The organism is Aurantimonas sp. C2-5-R2, assembly GCF_036549495.1.
Taxonomy (GTDB): Bacteria; Pseudomonadota; Alphaproteobacteria; order Rhizobiales; family Rhizobiaceae; genus Aurantimonas; species Aurantimonas coralicida_A.
Genome location: NZ_JAZHLJ010000005.1, coordinates 53386 through 77316, shown reverse-complemented (window position 1 = coordinate 77316; position 23931 = coordinate 53386). Strand labels below are relative to the sequence as shown.

The following is a 23931-nucleotide window of genomic DNA, read 5'->3' as shown; positions in this document are numbered from 1 at the left end:
TCGACGAAGAGGGTTCCTTTGCTGGCGCGTCTCGGCGCCGTGCTCTGCCCTCAGTGGGCCGCGAGTTCCGAGATTCGTGCCGTTTCGAGCTTCACTCGATCGCTCTTCTTCATCCGCTCGGATTCCGATTTCAGCTGGCCGCAGGCGGCGAAGATGTCGCGACCGCGCGGCGTGCGGATCGGCGAAGCGTAGCCGGCCTGGTTCACATAGTCGGCGAAGCGCTCGATCTGGTCCCAGTCGGAACATTCGTAGACCGTTCCCGGCCAGGGATTGAACGGGATCAGATTGATCTTCGCCGGAATGCCCTTGAGGATGCGGACCAGTTCCTTCGCATCCGCCATCGAATCGTTGACGCCCTTCAGCATCACATATTCGAAGGTGATGCGCCGGGCGTTGGACGCCCCCGGATAGGCGCGGCAAGCGTCGAGCAGTTCCTTCAGCGGATATTTCTTGTTGATCGGCACCAACTCGTCGCGCAATTCGTCGCGCACGGCATGGAGCGAGATGGCCAGCATCACGCCCATTTCCTCGCCCGCCCTCGCGATCATCGGCACCACGCCCGAGGTCGACAGGGTCACGCGCCGCCGCGACAGCGACAGGCCTTCGCCGTCGGTGGCGACGGCCAGCGCCTGGCGGACATTGTCAAAATTATACAGCGGCTCGCCCATGCCCATCATCACGACATTGGAGACGAGGCGGCCATCGGACGGTACGATCGCGCCGGCGGGCGTCGCGGCGTCCGGAAAATCGCCGAGCCGTTCGCGGGCCAGGAGAATCTGCCCGACGATCTCGTCCGGCGTCAGGTTGCGAACCAAGCGCTGGGTGCCGGTATGGCAGAAGGTGCAAGTGAGTGTGCAGCCGACCTGGGAGGAGACGCAGAGCGTGCCGCGACCTTCTTCCGGGATGTAGACCGTCTCGATCTCCACCGGGCGCCCGGCGCCTTTCGCCGGAAATCGGAACAGCCATTTGCGAGTGCCGTCGACCGAGACCTGCTCCTCGACGACCTCCGGTCGTGCGATCGAATAGGCGTCGGCGAGCGCGTTGCGCAGATCTCCGGCAACATTCGCCATCTGGCCGAAATCGGTCACCCCGCGCACATAGAGCCAATGCCAGAGCTGGGCAACGCGCATGCGCAGCTGCTTTTCGGGCACGCCGACCGCGCGCAGCGCCTCGGCGAGAGCTTCACGATCGAGGCCGACAAGCGACGGCTTTTCGCCGTTATCGACCGGCGAAACCGCCGCCAAAGGGCGCGGGCGGTTGGCTGGAGAGGCGAGATCGAGCGAAACGGGCATCATATCCTCGGCCGGCGGCTGCCAGCGAAATCAACGGTCAGGAACAGGAATTGCCCCCTCAAATGACCCCTTCTGGTCATTTGCGCAAGGTTTCAGGCGGATCCGGGACCAGAACGGCGAAACGCCGGGCGCGGGACCCGGCGTCGTGCTTCATTGCGATATCGAGGGCCAGAGGCGGTCGCCGGATGCCCTATTTGCAGTCGTTGATCGACTTCAGCGCGGCGGTCACGCCGGAGAGCGAGAACGTGTAACTGGTCTTTGTGCCGCGCTGCGACACGGCGTCGACCTTCATCGCCTTCCCGGCGCGCAGATTGGCGACCAGCTGGGGCTCCTCGGCGGCGTTCTCCATCCAGGCCGACTCGCCCTTGACGAACATCGAATAATCCTTGCCGTCGACGTCGACCGTGACCTTGGAACCATCCTTGAGCGTGTAGCCCATCACCGCTTGCGGCTCGTATGAGACGCCCTGGCCCGGCTTTTGCGAGATCAGGAAGAAGATGTCGCCGTGATCGACATTCGCTGGCTCCATCTTGGTCGGCGTCGACAGGATGTAGCAGACCTTGCCGCCGTTGCCGGCGTAGGAATAGGTGCCCCAGGCGTTGAACTGATTCATGCGCGTCGGGGTCTGGGCCGCGCCCGCGGCGCTCGAGAAGATCAGAATGGCCGCGGAGGCCGTCAGGACGTTCTTGAGGTTCATAATTCCCCGCTCGTTCGGTGCGTGTTCGTTTGATTTCCCACGGTCGAGGCCGAGGCCGGCAAGACGCTGGAAGCGATGCTACCCGACAGACTAGCGCCAAGGCCGTTTATCGTCGGTTAACGAAGAACGAAAGCCGAGGAGAATTATGGAAACGTCTCCACCACTCGGCGCTTCATCTGGCAAAAACCGGATGCAGACCCTCCGCTTCACCAAAGCCTGGTCCGGCCCCCGTGAATGATGGAACGAATTGGGCGACAATTTGGCAAGTCATGCCAAGTCGTTGTTACGGAATGGTAAGGCGTAGCCATGCGGCGCAGCAGCGGTGCTCGCCAAGGGGGAAATCGCTACCGGTTCATGTCGCCAAGCGTCTCGCGGGCCCGCTGGTAATGCTGCGGCCGGATGTTCTGGCGTACCGCCCGGAACGCAGCCCAAAGCACCGCGATATCATCGGTAAAGCCGAGGCCGAGAATGAAATCGGGCACCACATCCATTGGCAGGACGAAATAGGCCAGCGCGGCTAGGAGGATGCCCCGGCTGGCCGCCGGCGTCTGGGGATCGAGCGCGCAATAATAGGCCGCGACCACGTCTTCCATGAAGGGGACAGATCGCAACGCGCGACGGACGGTCTGGAAAAATGACGCGCGAACCCGTTCTTCCTGTCGCGCCTGTTCCTCGCTGGAACCGGGCAGTAAAATTTCGCCGACCTTCGGTGTGTCGAGTGCCATCGCGTCCTCCAATGTCAGGAGGTTAGATGGTCCATTATCGCCGCGGCCTCAAGAGGTTCGGTTCAGGGCGGTCGTCGCGGCGGGCCGTGCGGACTTGGTCAGCCGTTGTGCGTGGCCGCCCGACACCGGCCGCACAAGCCCTTTCGCCGTGGGGGTTCCGGTGTGCAGCGAAAACGCCTCCTCCAGCACATAAGGGCCGCCGCCGACTGACTCCCGTGCCGAAAACAGGCCGAATCGCTCGACCATGAACGGCGGCGTGCGGAAGTCGCCGCGCGTGGCGAGAAAATGAGCGACTTCCGCCGATTTGGGCTGCCGCAACCGTGCCAACGTCACATGCGGGACGAATTTGCGCTGGTCGGCGGGAACGTCGAGACGCCTGCAGATGCGTTCGATCTCCGCCTGCAGCTCGCAAAGCTCGGGCGACGCCTCTACGCCGGCATAGATCGAGTGCGGCTTGCGTGTTCCGAAGGCCGCTACCCCGCCCAAGGCCATGGAAAAGGCCGGTCGGTCGACGCGGTCGAGCCAAGCGACGATTTCGTCGGCAAGCCGCGACTCGATATCGCCGATGAAACGCAGGGTCAGATGATAGTTCTGCGGATCGATCCAGCGGGCCGACGGCAGGCCGCCGCGCAGGAAGGAGAGTGAAAGCGCGATATCCTGGGGGATATCGAGGGCGGTGAACAGTCGGGGCATCGGATGTCCTTCCGTGCGTCGTTGCCGTCGCGAAAAGACTCTCACCTCGCGAGCCATGTTTCAAGGACAGGGCAGCCTTGCATGCCGCCATTCGCCGTTGTCCGCGGCACCATGCACAATTATGTTGGGTCCACGGAGGACGTCGCTGGGAGGCTGAACAAAGGCTATGACCCATGTCCATCGTCACGGATGTCGTTGCTGCCAATATTGCGGACAAGCGAAATGATGCGCGCCCGGACCTGATGGGCGGCGCAGGGTCACCGGTTCACGTACGCCGGGTCCGCGCCCATGAGACCGATCTCTTTCTTTCGCACCTGCAACGCCTTCCCTCCGAAACCCGGCGTCTACGCTTCGGCAACGCCGTCAACGATACGTTTCTGGAAAGCTATGCCCGGCTGGCACTCGGTCCTGACTCTCTGGTGAAGGGTCTGTTCGCCGACGGCGAACTACGCGGCGTCGCGGAATTGCGGTTTCTCACCGGATCTCACGATGAAGCCGAAGGTGCGTTCTCGATCGAGCCGGAATTCCAGGGCCACGGTCACGGGGATCGCCTCTTCGGCCGGCTGGTTGCCGCCGCCCGCAATCGCGGCGTTCGGCGAATTTTCCTGACCTGCCTGCGCGAAAATCATCGGATGCAGGCGATCGCCGCCAAACACGGCGCCGATCTCAGTTTCATTGCCGGCGACGTGACCGCCGAAATCCTGCGGCCTTATGCGGATGCGAAGAGCCTCGCACGGGAATGGGCGGATGAGAGCGAAGCCTATGTCTTCGCCATGATCGAGGAGCGCGGTCGGCGTCTGCGATTCTTCACCGAGCCCCTGCGGCGTCTGGCGGCGAGTTTCGTCCCGCAACACGCCCCGCATTGACGGAATCAAGCGTTTCGGTGACCAGCGGCAGCATCTTTTCGACAATGACGGCGACGCCTTCCTTGTTCGGGTGCATGGCGTCGTCCTGATTGAGCTTCGGCTGGGTCGCCACGCCGTCGAGAAAGAACGGATAGAGGGCGACGTCGTATTTCTCGGCGAGGCCGGCATAGATCGGATTGAAAGCCGCCGAATAGTCGGGGCCCATATTGGGTGGCGCGATCATGCCGGCGAGGATGACGGCCTGGCCGCGTTCGGTCAGCGTTTGCAGGATCTGGTCGAGGTTCTTTTCCGTGATCTCGGGAGAAATCCCGCGTAGCGCGTCGTTGGCGCCGAGTTCAACGATGACGAGGTCGGCTTCTGTCGGCACCGACCAGTCGAGCCGGGCGAGCCCGCCGCTCGATGTGTCGCCTGAGGCGCCTGCGTTAGTCACTTCTACGCCGTATCCCCGGTCCCGCAAGGCGACTTGCAATTGCTCGGGAAATGCTTCCCCGGGCCCGACACCGTAGCCGGCGACGAGGCTGTCGCCAAAAACGACGACGTGAAGCGGCTCGCCATCGGCGGCCCCCCGCGCGACCTGCTGAGCACTCGAAGCTGACGGCACCATCAGCCATGACAATAGCGTCAGTGCCAAGAGGATCGGTTGGAAGCGTTGCATCATACACCCATATAGCGCAGGCCCCGTGTGGGGCGCCCGATGTCACATATAGGAGCCGGCGGCCTTGGCAGAACCAGCGATCCGGTTACGAAACGTTCATCTCACGCTGGGGAGTGGCCGTAGCGCTGTCCATGTTTTGAAGGGCGTCGGCCTTGCCGTCGATCGAGGCGAATCCGTCGGCATCGTCGGTCCGTCCGGCTCCGGCAAGTCGACGCTTTTGATGGTGGTTGCCGGGCTGGAGCGAGCCGACGAGGGCGTCGTCGAAATCGCCGGTCAGCCGCTTGGCGGTCTCAGTGAGGACCGGCTCGCGGCGTTCCGCGGTCGCAATATCGGCATCGTCTTCCAGTCGTTTCACCTGATTCCGAACATGACGGCGCTGGAAAACGTCGCCGTGCCGCTGGAACTCGCCGGCCATGACGATGCCTTCGAGCGCGCCGAGCGGGAACTGTCGAATGTGGGCCTCGCCGACCGCGTTACCCATTATCCTGGGGAATTGTCGGGTGGCGAACAGCAGCGCGTCGCGTTGGCGCGGGCTCTGGCTCCACAACCGGCGATTTTGATCGCCGACGAGCCGACCGGCAATCTCGACCAGGAGACCGGACGGCAGGTCGCCGATTTGCTGTTCGCCGAATGCGAGCGGCGGGCCATGACGCTCGTCCTCGTGACTCACGATCCGGCGCTGGCGCATCGCTGCGGTCGGGAGGTCGCCGTCCGCTCGGGCGTCATTCATGACGACCGTATGGCGATGGTCGAGGCCGCAGGAGCGAACTTCGATCCCGCGCTTGCCGGTGCCGCTGGATGAGCGCGCTCGATTCCACAGCTGGAATTGCCGCCACCGCCCGGCCGAAGCCGACGAACGGGCGCGGCAATCTGAAGCTCGCCGTGCGTTTCGCGCTGCGTGAGATGCGTGGCGGACTGTCCGGCTTCTACATCTTCCTCGCCTGCATCACCCTCGGCGTGGCGGCGATCGCCGCGGTGAATTCCGTCGCGATGATGATGACCACCGGCATCGCCGAACAGGGGCGGTCGATCCTCGGCGGCGACCTGCGCTTCGCCCTTGTGCAGCGCCAGGCGACGGACGAGGAAACCACTTACCTGGCGGACCTTGGAACCGTCGCCGAGGCGGCGTCCCTGCGTTCCATGGTTCGGCTGCTGGACGGCAGTGATCAGTCGCTGGCCGAGGTGAAGGCGGTGGACGGCGCTTATCCGCTTTATGGGGCCGTCGAGACGCAACCAGACGTGCCGTTGGGCGATCTTCTGGGAGAACGTGACGGCCGGTTCGGCGCCGTCGCCGCATCGGAATTATACGATCGATTGGGCATCGAGCCCGGCGAGACCATCAAGCTCGGCAATGCCGAGATCGAACTGCGCGGCGTGCTCGAGCGCGAACCCGACGTCTTGTCCGGCCGCTTCAATTTCGCTCCGCGGCTGATGCTGTCGCTGGACGGGCTCGCGGCGAGCGGGCTGATCCAGCCGGGAAGCCTCGTCGAATACGACTACAAGATCCGTTTGCCGAATGGCGACGACGCCGCGGCAATCGCGGCGCAGGCAAAAGAGCACTTTCCCGAATCCGGCTTCAACATTCGCACCTCGGCAGATGCCGCCCCCTCGCTCCAGCGCAATATCGAGCGTTTCTCACAGTTCCTCACGCTAGTCGGGCTCACCGCTCTCATCGTTGGCGGCGTCGGCGTCGCCAATGCCGTCAACGCCTATCTCGATTCCAAGCGAGGGGTGATCGCAACCTTCAAGAGCCTTGGGGCCGGGGGCGGCTTCGTCGTCACGGTTTATCTGATCCAGATCATGCTCTTGGCAGGTGTGGGCATTATCCTTGGCCTCGTCCTTGGAGCGCTCGCGCCCTTCGCGACCGCTCGCTTCCTCGAAAGCGTCGTCCCGATCGCGGCCGAGGCGTCCGTCTATCCGGGCGCCCTCGCGCTAGCTGCCGTCTTCGGCGTGCTCACGGCGCTGGCCTTCGCGCTGCTGCCGCTCGGGCGCACCCGCGACGTTGCCGCGACGGCCCTGTTCCGCGAAGCCGGGGCGACGGGCGGCTACCGGATGCGCTGGGCTTATCTCGGCACGGCGCTCGGTCTCGCCCTCTTCATTTCCGCGCTGGCGCTGGTGATGGCCGGCGACCGCCGGGTGGCGCTGATCTTCCTCGTGGGCACGGCGGCTGCCTTCGTGATCCTGCGCGGCGTCGCGATGGCGGTCCAGTGGTTCGCCGCGCGGGCGCCGCGGGTCCGCTCGACGCCGCTGCGACTGGCGATCGGCAACATTCACCGGCCGGGCGCGCTGACGGCGTCGGTGGTGCTGTCGCTCGGCCTCGGCCTGACGCTGTTGGTAACGTTGGCGACCATCGACTACGATCTGCGCCAGGAGATCGGCACGGGAATGGCTTCGCGAGCGCCTGATTTCTTTTTCGTCGACATTCAAAACGACCAGATCGATGGCTTTCGCCAGACTGTCGAGACGCTGGCGCCGGGCTCGTCCCTCAATGCCGCTCCCATGCTGCGGGGGCGGATCACAGCCCTTGCGGGACAGGATGTCTCCGCCTTTGCGGAGGGACACGAAGGCAGTTGGGTCCTGCATGGCGATCGCGGGCTGACCTATTCGCCGACGCTGCCGGAGAACTCCAGCCTGACCGAGGGCGAGTGGTGGCCGGAGGACTATGCGGGCGAGCCTCTGGTGTCATTTTCGGCGGAGGAGGCGGGCGAACTCGGCCTGAAGGTCGGCGATACGCTGACCGTCAATGTCCTCGGCCGCAATATCACCGCCCGGATCGCGAATTTCCGCGCGGTGGAATGGGAATCGCTCTCGATCAACTTCGTCATGGTGTTCTCGCCCAACGCCTTTGCCGGTGCACCGCATTCCTGGCTGGCGACCCTGTCGATGCCACAGGACGGGGAGGCGGCGGAGAAGGCGCTGATCAACGGAATCACCAACGCCTATCCGGCGGTCACGACGGTGCGGGTGAAGGAAGCGCTCGACGCGGTGAACGGCTTGATTGCCCAACTCGCGCTGGCCATCCGGGTCGCGGCGGCGGTGGCGCTGATCGCCTCGATCCTGGTCCTGTCCGGGGCTCTGGCCGCCGGCAACCGGAGCCGCATCCACGACGCCGTCGTCCTGAAGACGCTTGGCGCGACGCGGCTGACCCTGATTCGCGCCTTCACAACCGAATATCTGCTGCTGGGCCTTGCGACAGGTGTCTTCGCGGTCGGGGCGGGCGCACTCGCCGCCTGGTTCGTGGTCGTCCAGATCATGCAGCTGCCTTACGTTTTCGATTGGACCGTGGCGTTGACGACGTTGGCCGTTTCTCTGGTCCTGACGGTCGGCATCGGTCTTGCGGGAACATGGCGCGTCCTGGGGCAGAAGGCCGCGCCGGTCTTGCGTAATCTGTGATGAGGGGACGCGCGGAAGCTGGAAAAACCGAAGCAGGCGCGTCTCCAGCCGCCTGCCTCCGGCTCGATTCGGCAACAGGCTAACGGATAATTAACCCTGATCGGGCGCGATTTTATCGTTCCATGCGGCTGGAGGCTTGTGCGCGAACCTCGCGATCCGCATATTATGCATAGGATCGCTGGGCGTCCCGCCAGCGGCGCCTCTTCGTGCCGACTGAAACCGTCGCGCGGGGACACCGGACGGGACACGCAGAAAGGAATTCATCCATGGCGGAATATCGGAACGCCGGCGCTCGCACCGTGCCAGCAGCCGGTACAAGAGCGGACATCGACCAGGGCCTCCGCTCCTATATGCTGAAGGTCTACAACCTGATGGCGGGCGGTCTCGCCCTCACCGGCGTTGCGGCCTATCTCCTGTTTTCGATGGCGGTTGTGACGAACGACGCTGGCACCGTCGTCGGTCTGACCGACATCGGCAATGTCGTGTACAACTCGCCGCTCAAGTGGGTGCTGATGCTGGCGCCGCTGGCGATGGTCTTTTTCTTGTCCTTCCGCGTTCACAAGATGAGCGTCGCGGCCGCCCAGGCGACCTTCTGGACCTACGCGGCGATGGTCGGCCTGTCGCTGTCGACGATCTTCCTGGTCTACACGCAGGAATCCATCACCCAGGTGTTCTTCATCACCGCCGCCTCCTTCGGCGCGCTGTCGCTCTGGGGCTACACCACCAAGCGGGATATTTCGGGCTGGGGCTCGTTCCTGTTCATGGGCGTCATCGGCATCGTCATCGCGATGGTCGTGAACATCTTCCTTGCCTCGCCGGCTTTGCAGTTCGCCATTTCGGCGATCGGCGTCCTGGTGTTCGCGGGCCTCACCGCCTACGACACGCAGCAGATCAAGGAAATGTACTATGAGGGCGACGGCTCGGCGGTGATGGGCCGCAAGGCGGTCATGGGCGCGCTGCGCCTCTATCTCGACTTCCTCAACATGTTCCTGTTCCTCCTGCAGCTGTTCGGCAACCGCAACTAAGCGCCAGGGCAGGACCGACAAATCAGGGCGGCTCGCGGGCCGCCCTTTTCTTTGGGTTAATGCTTTATCCAGATTGCAACGAAGCCTGGGCTTGCCTGCCGATGAGCGCTCATACGATCCGACCCGCCAGCATCGAAGACGTTCCCACGATCCGGTCGATTTACGAGGATGCGGTGCTGCATGGCACCGGGACCTTCGAGATCGTGCCGCCGGACGAGGCGGAAATGGCGACGCGCTTCACGGCGATGACCGGTCAGGGCTATCCTTTTATCGTCGCCAAAGACGCCCACGGTGTCGTCCTTGGCTATGCCTATGCCAACGCGTTCCGCGCCAGACCCGCCTATCGCTGGTCGGTGGAGGATTCGGTCTACGTCGCACCGGATGCCAAGGGGCGCGGTGTCGGCAGCCATCTTCTGACGCGCCTCATCGAGATTTCGGCCGAAAGCGGCTTCCGCCAGATGATCGCGGTCGTCGGCGACTCCGGTAACGCGCCGTCGGTCAGGCTGCATGAACGGGCAGGCTTCCGCATGATCGGGGTCTTCCAGCAGTCCGGCTTCAAATTCGGCCGCTGGATCGACACCGTTCTGATGCAGATGCCGTTGGGCCCGGGCGGCTCGGCGCTGCCCGACGAGACGCGCTATCCCGGCACGCTGTACCAGCGATAGCCGCGTTGCTCAGCCTTCTGGCTCAACTCTGCCGCTCGGACCGGCGCTTGAGGTAGGTGAGCAACAGAGCGGCAGGGAGCGCCACCGCCAGCTTGCCGACCGACAATCCTTCGCGTCGCCGCTTGCTCTCGGCGGATTCTTCCTCCCGCGTCATGGGGGTGCGGCCGCGATCGGAAACATTGGCGTCGGAGGATTTTCCGGCGACACGATCAGCCATGGCGGCGCCGCGTTGGCCCAAGGGCTGCGGCGCCCCGGTTGTCGTGTCCCGGGCGGTCTGGTGTTCCATCTCCGAGTTCAACTCGCCGCCGACGATCAGAATGATCATCGTCAGCCAGATCCAGGTCATGAAACCGATCAATGCGCCGAGCGAGCCATAGGTGGCATCGTAGGAACCGAAATTGGCGGCGTACCAGGAAAACAGCAATGAAACGATCGTGGTGACTACGAGCGTGAGGATGGCGCCAGGGGTGATCCACCGCCATTTTGCGTTCGCACGGTCCGGACCCCAGCGGTAGAGCGCGGCAAGGCCGAGAGAGAACACCACGATCATCAGGAGGAGACTGAGGCCGGAGATCAGCCATTCCAGCCCCGTACCCAGGCCGAGATAGCCCAGGAGAACTGGCAGAACCACGGCGAGGCCGATCATCAGCAACGACACAACGATGAGACTCAGCGTGAAGCTGAGGGAGATCGCGTTCAGCTTGAAGAAGGAACGGCTTTCCCGCTCATCATAAGCGACGTTCATCGCCTCGAACAGCGACTTGACTCCGGCATTGGCGCTCCACAGCGAGACTGCGAAGGAGATAACCAGCGACAGCCCCAACGTGGTGTCGCCCTTCGACGCCAGTCGTTTCAGTTGCGTCTCCAGAACATCCATTCCGCCGCCAGGGATGAAGGCGCGCAACTGTGCCAGATGATCGCTGACCGTCGCCGGATCGGCGAAAAGTCCGTAGAGGGAAACGAAGGCGGCAAGGCCCGGGACTATGGCGAGAAGCAGATAATAGGTCACGCCCGCGGCGACGAGAGTGACGCGATCGTCGCCCATTTCCTCGTAAACCCGCCAAAGGATTCTCTTCCAACCCGCGGCGGGAATTTCACCGGGCCGGTCGGCGTGTCGCCCCCGGCCCTTGTCTCGAAGCTCGGCGTGATTTGTCTTCGCTCTGGTCATTCGCCCTCACCCGTCCCGGTTCTGCAGCAACGCCACGACCCAATAGGCGATCCCTTCGCGGGGCGGCGGGCGAAATAATGTTCCGTAGCCGGCAATGAATATCGCCACCCGGCTTTCGCACCAGCGGACGGTGTCAACCGTTCTCCGCCAGCTTCAATCCCTTGTCGAACACGCGAAGCACGGCGGTCAGGTCATGGCCGCGCTTCATTACGAGGCCGCCAGCGGCGACGACCTGGTAGGCGCCCTGCTTACGGGCGAGCTTCAGATTTTTCTCTACCCGATAGAGCGGCATTTCGCTGGCACGGCGGAAGACCGAGAATACTGCCCGATCCTTCAACGTGTCGATGGCATAATCCCGCCATTCGCCGGCGGCGACCATGCGTCCGTAGATCTTGAGGATTTCGGACAGTTCCCGTCGGTCGAACGAGACGATGGAAAAATGACTGGAATTCTGACGGGGAAAGGGGAGGAGATTGGTCGCGGTTTCTCCCTTCGATCCGAAATCCGTCAAGACTGCCCCTCGTCCAATGCTTTGCCGCGGAGGAAGCCGCAACTCTTCGGCATGTTCGCATGAAACCGGCCGCGGGCAAAACCGTTTCGGTGCCGACAACATGGAACGGTCATCCGGCGGCAAACGCGCGCCGGATGGCTGATCGGCCATCACCTGGCCGGCGTCATGGATCGGCGAATTCCATCTGCGCCGCGGCGAGAATCGGTCCCGGCATTCCATCCGCCGTCACTGCCTGAAGGATCACCGCGCAGCCACCCCTGCTCGGCTCTCCCCGTTTCAGCAGCGACGCCAAGGGCAGATCGATATCCATCGGTTCGCCCGCGGCCATGCCGAGAAGACGCCAGCCACGGACGGGACGCGTGTTGACGATGGTGTGGCCGTTATTTTCTCCGCGCTCAATCGTCGTCGTCGCTTCGTCACCGAAGGTGACCAGCATCAGCACCGGTGCCGGACTGTCCGGATCCAGCCGTCCGACGTCTGCGGTGATGTGCAGCCGGTCGCCCTCGACACTTAACGCTACCTTCGGCGTGCCTCCCCCTTGCGGAAGCGACGTCGCCTGCATGAGTTTGCGGATCTTCGCTTCATGCGAACCGACGACACCCTTGCGGCCATTCACGACCATTTGCGGGGTATAGATCGTGGTCGTGGCAAAGGCCTGGGCGTAGGCTCGCTGCCGTTCGGTGTTTTCGGGCGAACCGAAGATGTCGCGCCAGCCGATGTAATCCCAATAGTCGACGTGATAGCCGAGCGCGAGAACACCCGGTTCCTTGGCCAGCTTGGTCAGGAGGCGATCCGCCGGCGGGCAGGACGAACAACCCTGGCTGGTGAACAATTCCAGCACCTGGGTGACCGGCTCGGCGGGTGCGTCGCCGGCCCGGGCTCCACTGACGAACGGGAAAAGCATCAGCAACGCGAATGCCGGAAAGGCGCGTCGAATGAGGTGAAGGACGGTCACGAAACCACCCTGGACAAACCTGCCGGCTCGTCTGCAGGACGGGGGTCGTCAGGGTTCTGGAGCGTTTTTGCCTGGGGTTTCGTCATCGATCGTACCGTAGCGATCGAAGGATACGTCTGCCAGTCAATTGCGGATGACAAGTCATTGATCGGCCGGCCAAACGAGCGACGCCGCCGCGGGATGCGCGGCGGCGTCGATGATCGTCATCTGCCATCTTGCAGGCCAGCGCCTGGGATCAGGCCGCCAGCCGGCGCAGAACGTAGTGCAGGATACCGCCGTTCTTGTAGTATTCCAGCTCATCGAGCGTATCGATGCGGACCTGCAGCTTGATCGTGCGGGTCGAACCGTCGGCCGCCTCGATCGTCGCTTCCATGATGTCACGCGGCTTGATGTCGCTAAGCCCTTCGATCGTGACCTTCTCGTCGCCCTTCAGCCCGAGCGATTCCCAAGACGTTCCTGCCTCGGCGAAGACGAAGGGGACGACGCCCATGCCGACGAGGTTGGACCGGTGGATACGCTCGAAGCTTTCCGCGATCACGGCGCGGACCCCGAGAAGCACGGTTCCCTTGGCCGCCCAATCGCGTGAGGAGCCGGTGCCGTATTCCTTTCCGGCGAAGACGACGAGCGGCACACCCTCGTCCTTGTAACGCATCGCGGCGTCGTACATCGGCAGCACCTCACCCGACGGGAAATGCTTGGTCATGCCGCCTTCGATCCCGTCGAGCATCTGGTTCTTGATGCGAATATTGGCGAAGGTGCCGCGCATCATCACCTGGTGGTTGCCGCGCCGGGCGCCGTAGGAGTTGAAGTCGACCGGGCGAACCTGATGGCTGACGAGATAGTCGCCCGCCGGCCCATTGGCCTTGATCGAGCCGGCCGGCGAGATGTGGTCGGTGGTGATCGAATCGAGGAACAGACTGAGGATCCGTGCGCCCTTCACGTCGGTCACGGGATCGGGCTCCTGGGTCATTCCCTCGAAATAGGGTGGGTTCTGGACATAGGTCGAGCGGTCGTCCCAATCGTAGGTCAGTCCGCCTGACACGGCGATCTTCTGCCAGTGTTCGTCACCCTTGAAGACGTCCGCATAGCGGTTTTCGAACATCTCGCGCGTCACCGTCTCGCGGACGATCTTGGCGATCTCCTGGGTCGACGGCCAGATGTCCTTGAGGAAGACGTCGTTGCCGTCCTGGTCCTGGCCGAGCGCGTCCTTGGTGATGTCGACGAACATCGAGCCGGCGATGGCATAGGCGACGACCAAGGGCGGCGAGGCGAGGTAGTTCGCCCGAACGTCCGGATTGACCCGGCCCTCGAAGTTGCGGTTGCCGGACAGCACCGAACAGGCGACGAGGTCATTCTGGTTGATCGCCTCGGAGATCGGTTCGGGCAATGGCCCGGAATTGCCGATGCAGGTGGTGCAGCCATAGCCGACGAGGTTGAAGCCCATCGCGTCGAGATCCGACTGCAGGCCGGCCTTCTCCAGATACTCGGTGACGACCTGGGACCCCGGCGCCAGCGACGTCTTCACCCACGGCTTTACCGTCAGGCCCTTGGCGTGGGCCTTGCGGGCGAGAAGCCCGGCCGCGACCAGGACGTTGGGGTTGGACGTGTTGGTGCAGGAGGTGATCGCGGCGATGACCACGTCACCATGCGACAGGCCGTGGTCGGTGCCTTCAACGGCATGCAGCGTCTGGCCGTGGCGGTTGTCCTGGGGCGTGTCGTTCACCCCGGTCGCGCCTTCATCCATATAGCGGGATTCGCCCTCGGATTTCGGTGTGTCGTTCTCCTTGCGTCCGCCATGGATCTCGGCGAGCGCGTCGTGGAATTTCGCCGCCGCCTCGGTGAGGGCGACACGGTCCTGCGGGCGCTTTGGTCCGGCAAGCGAGGGAACGACCGTCGACAGGTCGAGTGCGAGCGTATCGGTGAAGATCGGATCGGCAATGCCGTCCTCGCGGTACATGCCCTGGGCCTTGGCGTAGGCCTCGACGAGGGCGATGCGGTCCTTGTCGCGGCCGGTCGCCTCCAGATAGGCGATGGTGTCCTTGTCGATCGGGAAGAAGCCGCAGGTGGCGCCGTATTCGGGCGCCATGTTGCCGATCGTCGCCTGATCCTCGAGGGTCAGGTTGGACAGGCCGGGGCCGAAGAACTCGACGAATTTGCCGACGACGCCATGCGCGCGCAGCATTTGGGTCACGGTCAGGACGAGGTCCGTCGCGGTGGTGCCTTCCGGCAGCTTGCCCTCGACCCGGAAGCCGATGACTTCGGGAATCAGCATGGAGATCGGCTGGCCGAGCATCGCCGCTTCGGCCTCGATGCCGCCGACGCCCCAGCCGAGCACAGACAGGCCGTTGACCATGGTGGTGTGGGAATCGGTGCCGACCAGCGTGTCCGGATAGGCGATCGTCTCGCCGTTCTCGTCCTTGGTCCAGACCGTCTGGGCAAGATATTCCAGATTGACCTGATGGCAGATGCCGGTGCCCGGCGGCACCACGCGGAAGTTCTCGAAGGCTTCCGAGCCCCAGCGCAGGAAGGTGTAGCGCTCGCCATTGCGGCCGTATTCGGCATCGACGTTCTTTTCGAACGAATCCTTGCGGCCGAAGAAGTCGACCATCACCGAGTGATCGATGACCAGGTCGACGGGAACCATCGGGTTGATCTTCTTCGGGTCGGCACCGAGACTTCTGGTGGCGTCGCGCATCGCGGCGAGATCGACCACCGCTGGCACGCCGGTGAAGTCCTGCATCAGCACGCGCGCCGGGCGGTAGGCGATTTCGTGGCCGGCCTTGCCCTTGTCCTTGGTCCAGTTGGCGACGGCGCGGATATCGTCCGCCGTCACCGTGCGGCCATCCTCGTTGCGCAGGAGATTTTCGAGCAGAACCTTCATGGAGAAGGGCAGGCGCGACGCGCCGGCAAGGCCGTTCTTCTCGGCCTCCTTCAGATCATAATAGACGTAGTCCTTGCCTGCGGCGGAAAGCGTCTTGCGGCATTTGAAACTGTCGGGTGCGTGAGACATATGGCTTCGTTCCTTTCGAACCAGGATGGAAGTCCGAAGGGCGAACGGCCTTGAGCGCCGCGGAAAAGCGCTCGAAGATGCGGGTACGACCATTTCCGCTTGTCCGCCCCGGCGCCCGCCGGTGCCGGGCGGGGCCTTGAGATCGGCGCTGAAGAGTTTCCACGCCGGTCGCTGGTGTGGTTGCCGTTCTCATAGCGAAGTTTGTAACGCCTATAAAGGGCACAGAGTTTGGAAGGCGGAATTTCTGTCGCAGTGCGAAGGAGGTCGGCTGAGTGGGGAGGAGAAAACTGGGCGGAACGGCAGGTTGCAAGGCGTCTACGCCTCGCCGAAGACCCTCCGGCTCTGGTATACGCCGCCGATGACGAATCGCGTACGCATCCCGTGCTGACGATCACCGCCAACAGGCTTTCGGTCGGACGTGGTCTTGAAACCGTGGCTGGCCCCCTGGATTTCGCGGTACGGGCCGGGAACGGATTGGTGATCACCGGTCCGAACGGGGCCGGCAAGTCGACCCTGTTGCGCACGCTCGCGGGTCTGCTGCGGCCGCTCGCCGGGCACGTTGCTGTCACGGGCGCCACCGCCGCCGACGGCGAACCGGCCCGGACCGTCGCCGAGATCGCTCATTATGTCGGCCACCGCAACGCCATGAAGCCGGGCGTCAGTGTTGGCGCCAATCTCAGCTTCTGGCGGGATTATCTCGGCGGCGGCGGGCATCCGATCGAGGCGGCGCTCGAGGCCGTCGGCCTTCCCGATCTGGCGCATCTGCCATTTTCGTATTTGTCGGCCGGCCAGCAGCGGCGGACAAGTCTCGCCCGGCTTCTCGTGGTCGAGCGGCCGGTGTGGATTCTCGACGAGCCGACATCGGCGCTCGACGCCGCCTCGCAGCAGCGATTCGGAGCCCTGATGGACGCGCATCTGGCCGGCGGCGGCATCGTTGTCGCCGCGACGCACCAGCCGCTGGGGATGGCGGCGGTACGCGAATTGCAGTTGGAGTCGCGCCGCCTGCCTGCCGCTGACGAGCGATCCGGCGGCTTCGACGAGGCGGCGATCGCCGCCGCGGAGGGCTGGTTATGATCGCGCTGTTCCGCCGCGACCTGGGGCTCGCCTTTTCCGGCGGCGGCGGGGCGATGACCGGCGTGATCTTCTTCCTCGCCGTGGTCGCGACGATCCCGTTCGGCATTGGCCCGGACCTCAATCTTCTGTCGCGCATCGGGCCGGCGATTCTATGGATCGGGGCGTTGTTGTCGGCGCTGCTCACCCTCGACCGGCTGTTCCAGGCCGACCGTGACGACGGCACGCTCGATCTTTTGATCGCCGGGCCGACGCCGCTTCCGCTTGTCGTCCTTGCCAAATGCCTGGCGCTCTGGGTCGCCTCCAGCTTGCCGCTGGTCCTCGCCGCGCCGGTTCTCGGCCTCTTCCTCGCGCTCGATCCGGTGGCGATCGGGGCGGTCATGGCGACGCTTCTCGCCGGCACTCCCGCGATCACCTTCATCGGCGCCGTCGGGGCCGCCGTCGCCGTCGCGCTGCCGCGCGGTGGGTTGCTGGTCTCGGTCCTCGTCCTGCCGCTGGCAATCCCCGTGCTGATCTTCGGCGTCTCGGCGACCTACGGCGCGGTCAACGATCCCGATCCGTTTCTGTCGCCCTTCCTCATTCTCGTCGCCTTGACGTTGTTCTTCGGAGCGCTCGGCCCGATCGCGGCGGGCGCGGCGCTGAAGACCAGCGCGGATTGACTGAGGTTTCGCCGACCGGATTTCGCATGTTGCCGAAATCTGGCGGATTCTAACGAAATCGTATGTTTGCCGCCCGCTTCGTGAGCTTCTAGAGTGACGCCATGACCGACCTCTCCGCCGCCAAGCCGTCGCGCTTGACCATTCTCGCCAATCCGACCCGCTTCCTGGTGTTGTCGGGCAAGATCCAGCCATGGCTTTACGCGCTGGCTTTGCTCGCGCTGGCGGTGGGATTGTTCCTCGGCTTCACCGCGCCGCCGGATTACCAGCAGGGCGCGACCGTGCAGATCATGTTCATTCATGTGCCCTTCGCCTGGATCGCGATGATGGCCTGGACGGTGATGAGCGTGTCGGCCCTCGGCACCCTGGTCTGGCGCCATCCGTTGGCCGACGTGGCGGTGAAGGCCGCCGCGCCGATCGGTGCCGTCTTCACGGCCCTGGCGCTCATCACCGGTTCGATCTGGGGTCGGCCGATGTGGGGCACCTGGTGGGTCTGGGACGCCCGACTCACCTCGGTGTTCATCCTGTTCCTGATGTATCTGGGGCTGATCGCGCTGACCCGGGCGCTGGACGATCCGGGCAAAAGCGCCAAGGCGGCGGCGATCCTCGTTCTGGTCGGCTTCGTCAACATTCCGATCATCAAGTTTTCGGTCGATTGGTGGAATACGCTGCACCAGCCGGCGAGCGTGCTGCGCCCCGATGGCCCGGCGATGCCGGCGGTGTTTCTGGCACCGCTGCTGATTTCGGCCGTCGGCTTTACGCTGCTGTTCTTCGCCCTGCATCTGACGGCGATGCGCACCGAGGTGCTACGCCGCCGCGTCGCGGCGCTGTCGCGGCTTGCAGCCCGCAACGCCGAGGCCTGAGGACACGTCATGAATTATTTCGGCTTTATCGCATCGGCCTACGGGGTCTCGGCGCTGGCTTTGGTCGGGCTGGCATTGTGGGTTTTCCTTGACGCTAAGGCGCAGCGGCGCGCTCTGAAGGCGCTCGAGGCGAGAGGCGTTCGCAGGCGGTCCGCCGGTCGCGGCGCGGCTCTGGAGACGACAGGGACGGCACAATGACCAAGGAGCCGCCCGAGACGACGATCCCGACCGCGCCAACGCCAGTTGACGGCGAGACGCCGCCCTCCCGCCCCGCCAAGCCGCGGCGCAACTGGCTGGTCCTCCTGCCGCTGCTCCTGTTCGGCGGGCTCGCGTCGATCTTCCTCTATCAGTTGCTTTCGGGAAAGAACGCCCAGATTATCCCGTCGGTGCTGATCGGCAAGACCGCCCCGGAGACCACGCTGCCGCCGCTGGAAGGGCTTGTGGGAGAGGACGGGCAACCGATGCCGGGTATCGACCTGACAGGCTTTGGCGATGGCCGGCCGGTGGTGGTCAACGTCTTCGCCTCCTGGTGCGTGCCCTGCCGCGTCGAGCATCCCCTGTTGATGGACCTTGGGAAGGATGACCGGTTCCGGCTGGTCGGGATCAACTACAAGGACAAGCCGGAAAACGCGCTCAAATTCCTGGAATCGCTCGGCAATCCCTATGACGCGGTCGGAGTCGATCCCAAGGGCACGGCGACGATCGACTGGGGCGTCTATGGCATCCCGGAAACCTTCCTCGTCACCCCGGACGGCGAGATCGTCTATAAGCAGACGGGGCCGTTTTCGCCCGAGCTCATCGAGACCGGGCTGATGCCGGCGATCGAAGCGGTGTTGGCGCGAAAGCCGGCCGAGAAGGCGCCGACGAGCTGAGGAGGCTGTTCCTTGTTTCTCGAAAGCCCTGAAAATAGCTGAAAGTGACAGCCGGAGGTCTGGAATGAGTTCCGTAAAATCGCAGAGACTTGGCGAACCCTACGACGCGTTTGTCGATCAGCAGGTCGAAATCGGAGAATTCGCTGACCCCGATGATGTCGTTCGCGCCGGCTTGCGACTTTTGGAACGACGACAGAGAAAGATCGCCGCGCTTCGTGCCGCGATCCAGGAAGGGTTTGACAGCGGCGAGCCACAGCCGTTCGATCTCAAAACGTTCCTGCGCGACATGCATTCGCGGTCCGACGCCGAGTGAGGGAAGTCCGCTTCAGTCCCGCTGGGTACCGCGATCTTGCCGCTGTCTATCTCTATACACTGAAGCGATATGGAGCAGATCAGGCGGACCGATATGTCTCCGAAATCGCCCGAAGTTGCGAACGCGTGTTTGACCGCCCCGGCTCGTCTCGCGACGCGTCGCGATACCGTAAGGGTTTGCGCTTCCATCAAAGCGGTCGGCATCAGATTTTTTATGTGCGTTCGTCGTCGGGCGCTCTCGATGTCGTCCGCATCCTGCATGGCCGGATGAATATCGAGGACCATCTGTGACGCCATGACCCCCTCCTTCTCCCTCCGCACACCCGAAGACGACGACCTGCCACGCAAGATCTGCGACACATGCGGTTTCGTCGCCTACGAAAACCCCAAGATCGTGGTCGGCTCGGTGGTCCGCCACGATGGCATGATCTTGCTTTGCAAACGGGCGATCGAGCCGCGCAAGGGCTTTTGGACGATCCCGGCCGGCTATCTGGAACTGAACGAGACGCCCGAGGACGGCGCCCGCCGCGAGGCGCGGGAGGAAGCCGAGGCGTCGCTCACGATCGAGCGGCTACTCGCCGTCTACGCCGTTCCGCGGATCAGCCAGGTGCAGCTCATCTACCGGGCGCGGCTCGCCGAGGCGACTATCGCGGCAGGACCGGAAAGCCAGGCCGTGGATATGTTCGCCTTCGATGCCATTCCGTGGGACGAACTGGCCTTTCCCTCGGTCCAGTGGGCGTTGAACCACGACCGCGAGGCGGAAGTGGGTGCGCCGCCGGTGCCGTTCGGCAATCCCGACGGCGCTACCGGCAACGTCATGCCCGATGGGCGGACACTCAAAATCGGCGAGTTCTGACGGCGAGCCTTTGGCCCGGCGTCACTTCTTCGAGGCGACGCGTTCCTTGACCAGCGGCTCGGTGGCGTGGCGCTTGATCAGCGGGAACTGCGCCATCATGAAGAGGATGGTAATCGGCATCGTGCCCCAGACCTTGAAGGCGACCCAGAAATCCGTCGAGAAGCTGCGCCAAATGACCTCGTTGAGGATGGCGAGGAAGATGAAGAACAGGCCCCAGCGAAAGGTCAGCTTGCGCCAGCCCTCGGCGTCGAGCTTGAAGGCTTGGTCGAAGACGTAGCCGAGCAGCGATTTGCCGAAGACGAGCCCGCCGAGGAGAACGGCGGCGAAGAGGCCGTTGACGATGGTCGGCTTCATCTTAATGAAGGTCTCGTCCTGCAGCCACAGGGTCAGCGTGCCGAACACCAGCACGACCGCGCCGGAGACCAGCGGCATGATCGGCAATGTCCGGGTGATCGCCCAGGACACGCTCAGCGAGATGGCCATCGCCGCCATGAACAGCGCGGTGGCCACGAACAGCGGGCCACCCAGTTCCTGCAGCACCGGAAAGGCGTCGGCGATCTGCTCGCCGCGCGCATTGGCGAAGAAGAAAACCAGCAGCGGCCCGAGCTCCAGCGCGAATTTCAGGAGCGGATTCATCTCCTTGCGGGCCGGGGAATTCGGTTCTTCTTCGATGATGTGGTCGGTCATGGGCACTCCGTGTTGGTCTCCGCATATGCGCAATGATTTGGCCCGGATTTCCCATATGGCTCCATTAATTGATGCGATTGTTGATTAATTCTGATATAAGAATCAATGCGTTGAATGTATTTTAAGGCGAGGCATATGGCGAACCCGGTGGGTGGATCGGTTGATGGCCTTCTGAGGCTCGATTTCGACCGCCGCCTGAAGCTTGAGTTCCACGGTTCCAGGATCACCACCGACGGCGGATTGCTTGCCTACCGTGAGCTCGATGACGCGCTCGGGTTGACGGACATGGTTGGCGACGAGCTCGTCGATCCGCGCACCGGCAAGAACGGCCAGCACGAGATGACAGGATTGTTTCGCCAATCCGTCTTCGGTCGCCTGGGTGGCTACGAGGACGTGAACGACGCCGACCGCCTGGGACGTGATCCGGCGATGCGTTGGATTGTCGGCGGTCGGGCCGTTGCGAAGCAGGCCGCTTCCACCAGCCAGATGGGGCGCTTCGAGACGGAGTTCCTTGCCGCCGACGAGAACCTCGCCGCACTGGTCGGTCTGTCAGGGCAATGGATTGACCGGGTGCACGCCCGGCATCCGCCCAAGGCAATCGTGCTCGACATGGATTCCAGCGTCAGCCCGACCCACGGCGATCAGGAAGGCACCGCCTACAACGGGCACTTCGGCTGCACGTGCTATCACCCGCTTTTCCTGTTCAACCAGTTCGGCGATCTGGAGCGATGTTCCCTCCGCCCCGGCAACGTCCACAGCGCCGACGGCTGGCGCGGCGTTCTGGAGCCTGTCGTTGAGCGGTACCGGGAACGGGATCTGCGCCGCTACTTCCGAGGCGATGCCGCGTTCGCTGCACCGGACATCTATGAGTTTCTGGAGGCCGAGGGATACAAGTACACGATCCGTCTCAAGGCCAATGCGATCCTTCAGCAAAGCATCGCCTACCTGCTGACGCGACCTGTCGGCCGCCCGCCAAATCATGTGGTTCGCACCTATGCCAGCTTCAGCTATCAGGCAGGGTCATGGGACAGGAAGCGCCGCGTCGTTGCCAAGGTCGAATGGCACCCAGGCCAACTCTATCCGACCGTTGGCTTCATCGTCACCAACCTGACCCGACCGGCCACGCGCGTGGTCGCCTTCTATAATCAGCGCGGCACGGCCGAGCAGCACATCAAGGAAGGCAAGAACGCGATTGTGTGGACCCGGCTGTCATGCCGGCGGTTCCAGAACAATGCCGTGCGGCTTCAGCTTCATGCGCTGGCCTACAATCTCGGTAACTTCATGCGGACGCTGGCTCTGCCGGAGGCGATCGAACAGTGGTCGCTGACCAGCCTGAAGGAGAAGCTCATCAAGATTGGCGCCAGGATCGTCACGCATGGCCGGTACGTCACTTTCCAGATGGCTGAGGTCGCAGTGCCAAGGGGTCTGTTCGAGGAAATCTTGCGGCTGATCGCCGAACTGCGGGCCCCACCGGCTCCAGCATGAGGAGGAGCCGAAGGGTCGATGCCGCAGGCAGACAACGGGAGAGGTGCGCCTTGACGACGAGAATCGGCGCCATCACCGGCCTCGGGAGGCTTCGCTCGGGCCGATGGGTGGCCAATCAAGGCGAAAACCCACCCGCACCGTGCTCAACATTGCCGGGGGGCGGCCATGAGTGCTACCGTGCCGCCAGAAACTGGGGTTCATATGGGGAATGTCGGATTCTTTATCCGCGATGGCATAGGTCTGATTCCGCGCGGGATAACTCTGATTTTCTTCGAGGGGTGAAATATGAAGTATCTATCTACACTGGCGTTCGGGGTCGCCGCATCGCTTTTTGCCGGCCAGGGCGCGCAAGCGGCCGACGTCTTCATAAATGACCAGCCGGGCGTCGTGGAGCCTGTCTTGGCGCCGATCGAACCGGTGTCTCCTTGGTCGTTCGAGCTTGGAACCCGATACTGGTATAGCACCGGGCAGACCAGCTGGAACCACACCGCTGGCGGATCTCTGCTTGGCGATCCCACGTCGATCTTGGATTACGACGACCTTGAGTCGCATTCCGCCGAGCTGTTCGGCCAAATCGAACATGCAAGCGGCGTGTTCGTGAAAGGCTATGCCGGCGTGGGCACCGTCGCCGACGGTAATTTCCGGGATCAGGACTTTTTCACGGGTCAACTGGAATTCTCGGATACATACAGCGAAGTCGACGACGGCGACCTGTACTACGCGTCTGCCGACCTCGGCTATTTCTTCGTGGAAGGCCCCTCTGCCGAGAATCCGCGCGGACCGGCTTTCCGTCTCGGCGCCTTTGTGGGCTACCACTATTGGAACGAGGAGGTTCCCGCCTATGGCGCGCGCTGCAACGCCGACGATGTCGGAGGCTTGTTCTGCGGAGCGCCAGGCACGACGGCGGTTCCGTTTTCGACAAACGTGATCACCAACGATGCCGAGTGGAACTCGCTGCGGGTCGGAATTATGGGCGAAGCATCCATCACGCCGAGGCTACATCTGAGCGGCGAGGTCGCCTACATTCCTTACGCCTCCCTGGATAACAAGGACAGTCACCATCTGCGTACCGGCCTTGGGTCCGTGCCCAACATCGTCATGGACGGCGAGGGCGATGGCTGGATGCTCGAAAGCGTGCTGTCTTACGACGTGAGCGACAGGTTCAATGTCGGCGTCGGCGGCCGCTACTGGCGCCTGGATGCTGACGGCGATATCCGCTTCGGCCCCGACTTTTCCCCAACGCTGGAGCTCAACGACTTCAAGAGCGAGCGCTTCGGCGTATTCCTGCAGGCAAGCGTGAAATTCCCCTAGAACCCGGTTCGCCGAGTTTACGATCGGGGCCCGCCCTGTGCCCGACCCACGAGAACCCAGTTCCCCCCGACGCAACGGACGTCGGGGGGCAGAATCGAACCTACCGGCACCGGGCCGGGATATCGGGCACCATTAGGGTAGTCTCGCCCCTCGTATCTGCATC

Annotated in this window: 25 protein-coding genes; 15 read left to right on the top strand and 10 right to left on the bottom strand. The window is 63.6% G+C overall.

Annotated elements, in window-relative coordinates; genetic code table 11:
- Positions 1-50: 50 nt before the first annotated feature.
- The 4 genes from rlmN to thpR all read right to left on the bottom strand — a co-directional run bounded on the left by rlmN (position 51) and on the right by thpR (position 3407).
- A complete protein-coding gene (gene rlmN / locus VQ044_RS04045; RefSeq protein WP_327645399.1) occupies positions 51-1292 on the bottom strand; it encodes a 23S rRNA (adenine(2503)-C(2))-methyltransferase RlmN in 1242 nt (413 codons plus the stop codon).
- Positions 1293-1482: 190 nt separating this feature from the next.
- Positions 1483-1989, bottom strand: coding sequence for an invasion associated locus B family protein (locus tag VQ044_RS04040; RefSeq protein WP_327622754.1), 507 nt, complete (start codon positions 1987-1989; stop codon positions 1483-1485).
- Positions 1990-2333: 344 nt separating this feature from the next.
- Complete coding sequence (locus VQ044_RS04035) at positions 2334-2714, bottom strand: YkvA family protein (RefSeq protein ID WP_327645397.1); 381 nt, start codon at positions 2712-2714, stop codon at positions 2334-2336.
- A 48-nt stretch (positions 2715-2762) separates the two neighbouring features.
- Positions 2763-3407 (bottom strand): RNA 2',3'-cyclic phosphodiesterase, encoded by a 645-nt coding sequence (thpR, locus tag VQ044_RS04030; RefSeq protein ID WP_327645395.1) that lies wholly within the window; start codon positions 3405-3407, stop codon positions 2763-2765.
- A gap of 173 nt (positions 3408-3580) precedes the next feature.
- Here thpR and VQ044_RS04025 point away from each other — a divergent pair, with 173 nt between their 5' ends.
- Entirely contained in the window at positions 3581-4273 is a 693-nt protein-coding gene (locus tag VQ044_RS04025) for a GNAT family N-acetyltransferase (RefSeq protein ID WP_327645392.1), read from the top strand.
- Here VQ044_RS04025 and VQ044_RS04020 read toward each other — a convergent pair.
- Complete coding sequence (locus tag VQ044_RS04020; RefSeq protein ID WP_442872857.1) at positions 4215-4931, bottom strand: arylesterase; 717 nt, start codon at positions 4929-4931, stop codon at positions 4215-4217. The two genes, VQ044_RS04025 and VQ044_RS04020, sit on opposite strands and share 59 nt — an antisense overlap.
- A 61-nt stretch (positions 4932-4992) precedes the next feature.
- Here VQ044_RS04020 and VQ044_RS04015 point away from each other — a divergent pair, with 61 nt between their 5' ends.
- The 4 genes from VQ044_RS04015 to VQ044_RS04000 all read left to right on the top strand — a co-directional run bounded on the left by VQ044_RS04015 (position 4993) and on the right by VQ044_RS04000 (position 10011).
- Entirely contained in the window at positions 4993-5730 is a 738-nt protein-coding gene (locus tag VQ044_RS04015; protein ID WP_327622749.1) for an ABC transporter ATP-binding protein, read from the top strand.
- Entirely contained in the window at positions 5727-8321 is a 2595-nt protein-coding gene (locus VQ044_RS04010; protein ID WP_442872856.1) for an ABC transporter permease, read from the top strand. The genes VQ044_RS04015 and VQ044_RS04010 overlap by 4 nt, the downstream gene beginning before the upstream one ends.
- A gap of 266 nt (positions 8322-8587) precedes the next feature.
- Positions 8588-9346 (top strand): Bax inhibitor-1/YccA family protein, encoded by a 759-nt coding sequence (locus VQ044_RS04005; protein ID WP_327622748.1) that lies wholly within the window; start codon positions 8588-8590, stop codon positions 9344-9346.
- Positions 9347-9447: 101 nt separating this feature from the next.
- Complete coding sequence (locus VQ044_RS04000) at positions 9448-10011, top strand: GNAT family N-acetyltransferase (RefSeq protein WP_327645386.1); 564 nt, start codon at positions 9448-9450, stop codon at positions 10009-10011.
- Between the two features lie 22 nt (positions 10012-10033).
- Here VQ044_RS04000 and VQ044_RS03995 read toward each other — a convergent pair whose 3' ends face one another.
- The 4 genes from VQ044_RS03995 to acnA all read right to left on the bottom strand — a co-directional run bounded on the left by VQ044_RS03995 (position 10034) and on the right by acnA (position 15655).
- The gene (locus VQ044_RS03995) at positions 10034-11179 is read right to left on the bottom strand and encodes a YihY/virulence factor BrkB family protein (RefSeq protein WP_327645383.1); all 1146 of its coding nucleotides are present in this window, start codon (positions 11177-11179) and stop codon (positions 10034-10036) included.
- 133 nt (positions 11180-11312) lie between these two features.
- Positions 11313-11690, bottom strand: coding sequence for a DUF2794 domain-containing protein (locus VQ044_RS03990; protein WP_327645382.1), 378 nt, complete (start codon positions 11688-11690; stop codon positions 11313-11315).
- Positions 11691-11853: 163 nt separating this feature from the next.
- Positions 11854-12645, bottom strand: a complete 792-nt coding sequence (locus VQ044_RS03985; protein WP_331827632.1) for a DUF1223 domain-containing protein — start codon at positions 12643-12645, stop codon at positions 11854-11856.
- Between the two features lie 235 nt (positions 12646-12880).
- Positions 12881-15655 (bottom strand): aconitate hydratase AcnA, encoded by a 2775-nt coding sequence (gene acnA / locus VQ044_RS03980; RefSeq protein WP_327645376.1) that lies wholly within the window; start codon positions 15653-15655, stop codon positions 12881-12883.
- 384 nt (positions 15656-16039) lie between these two features.
- Here acnA and ccmA point away from each other — a divergent pair, with 384 nt between their 5' ends.
- From ccmA to VQ044_RS03945, 8 genes are all read left to right on the top strand, one after another.
- A complete protein-coding gene (gene ccmA, locus VQ044_RS03975) occupies positions 16040-16729 on the top strand; it encodes a heme ABC exporter ATP-binding protein CcmA (RefSeq protein WP_327645501.1) in 690 nt (229 codons plus the stop codon).
- Positions 16726-17385 (top strand): heme exporter protein CcmB, encoded by a 660-nt coding sequence (ccmB, locus tag VQ044_RS03970; RefSeq protein WP_327645374.1) that lies wholly within the window; start codon positions 16726-16728, stop codon positions 17383-17385. Before ccmA ends, ccmB begins: the two co-directional genes overlap by 4 nt.
- Positions 17386-17486: 101 nt before the next feature.
- Positions 17487-18245 carry a heme ABC transporter permease gene (locus VQ044_RS03965; RefSeq protein ID WP_327645372.1) on the top strand — a complete coding sequence of 253 codons (759 nt, stop codon included), beginning with the start codon at positions 17487-17489 and terminating at the stop codon, positions 18243-18245.
- 9 nt (positions 18246-18254) lie between these two features.
- Positions 18255-18443 (top strand): heme exporter protein CcmD, encoded by a 189-nt coding sequence (gene ccmD, locus VQ044_RS03960; protein ID WP_327645370.1) that lies wholly within the window; start codon positions 18255-18257, stop codon positions 18441-18443.
- On the top strand, positions 18440-19117 hold the full coding sequence (locus VQ044_RS03955; protein ID WP_327645367.1) for a DsbE family thiol:disulfide interchange protein: 678 nt from the start codon (positions 18440-18442) through the stop codon (positions 19115-19117). Before ccmD ends, VQ044_RS03955 begins: the two co-directional genes overlap by 4 nt.
- A gap of 64 nt (positions 19118-19181) precedes the next feature.
- Complete coding sequence (locus VQ044_RS03950; protein ID WP_327622737.1) at positions 19182-19430, top strand: type II toxin-antitoxin system ParD family antitoxin; 249 nt, start codon at positions 19182-19184, stop codon at positions 19428-19430.
- Entirely contained in the window at positions 19427-19720 is a 294-nt protein-coding gene (locus VQ044_RS25615; protein WP_442872855.1) for a type II toxin-antitoxin system RelE/ParE family toxin, read from the top strand. The genes VQ044_RS03950 and VQ044_RS25615 overlap by 4 nt, the downstream gene beginning before the upstream one ends.
- A 4-nt stretch (positions 19721-19724) precedes the next feature.
- The gene (locus VQ044_RS03945) at positions 19725-20285 is read left to right on the top strand and encodes an NUDIX hydrolase (RefSeq protein WP_327645365.1); all 561 of its coding nucleotides are present in this window, start codon (positions 19725-19727) and stop codon (positions 20283-20285) included.
- Between the two features lie 21 nt (positions 20286-20306).
- Here VQ044_RS03945 and VQ044_RS03940 read toward each other — a convergent pair whose 3' ends face one another.
- The gene (locus VQ044_RS03940; protein WP_327650850.1) at positions 20307-20972 is read right to left on the bottom strand and encodes a septation protein A; all 666 of its coding nucleotides are present in this window, start codon (positions 20970-20972) and stop codon (positions 20307-20309) included.
- A gap of 135 nt (positions 20973-21107) precedes the next feature.
- Between VQ044_RS03940 and VQ044_RS03935 the strand changes: the two genes are divergently transcribed.
- A complete protein-coding gene (locus VQ044_RS03935; protein WP_327650050.1) occupies positions 21108-22457 on the top strand; it encodes an IS1380 family transposase in 1350 nt (449 codons plus the stop codon).
- A 399-nt stretch (positions 22458-22856) separates the two neighbouring features.
- Positions 22857-23768 carry a hypothetical protein gene (locus VQ044_RS03930; protein ID WP_327651437.1) on the top strand — a complete coding sequence of 304 codons (912 nt, stop codon included), beginning with the start codon at positions 22857-22859 and terminating at the stop codon, positions 23766-23768.
- Positions 23769-23931 lie beyond the last annotated feature (163 nt).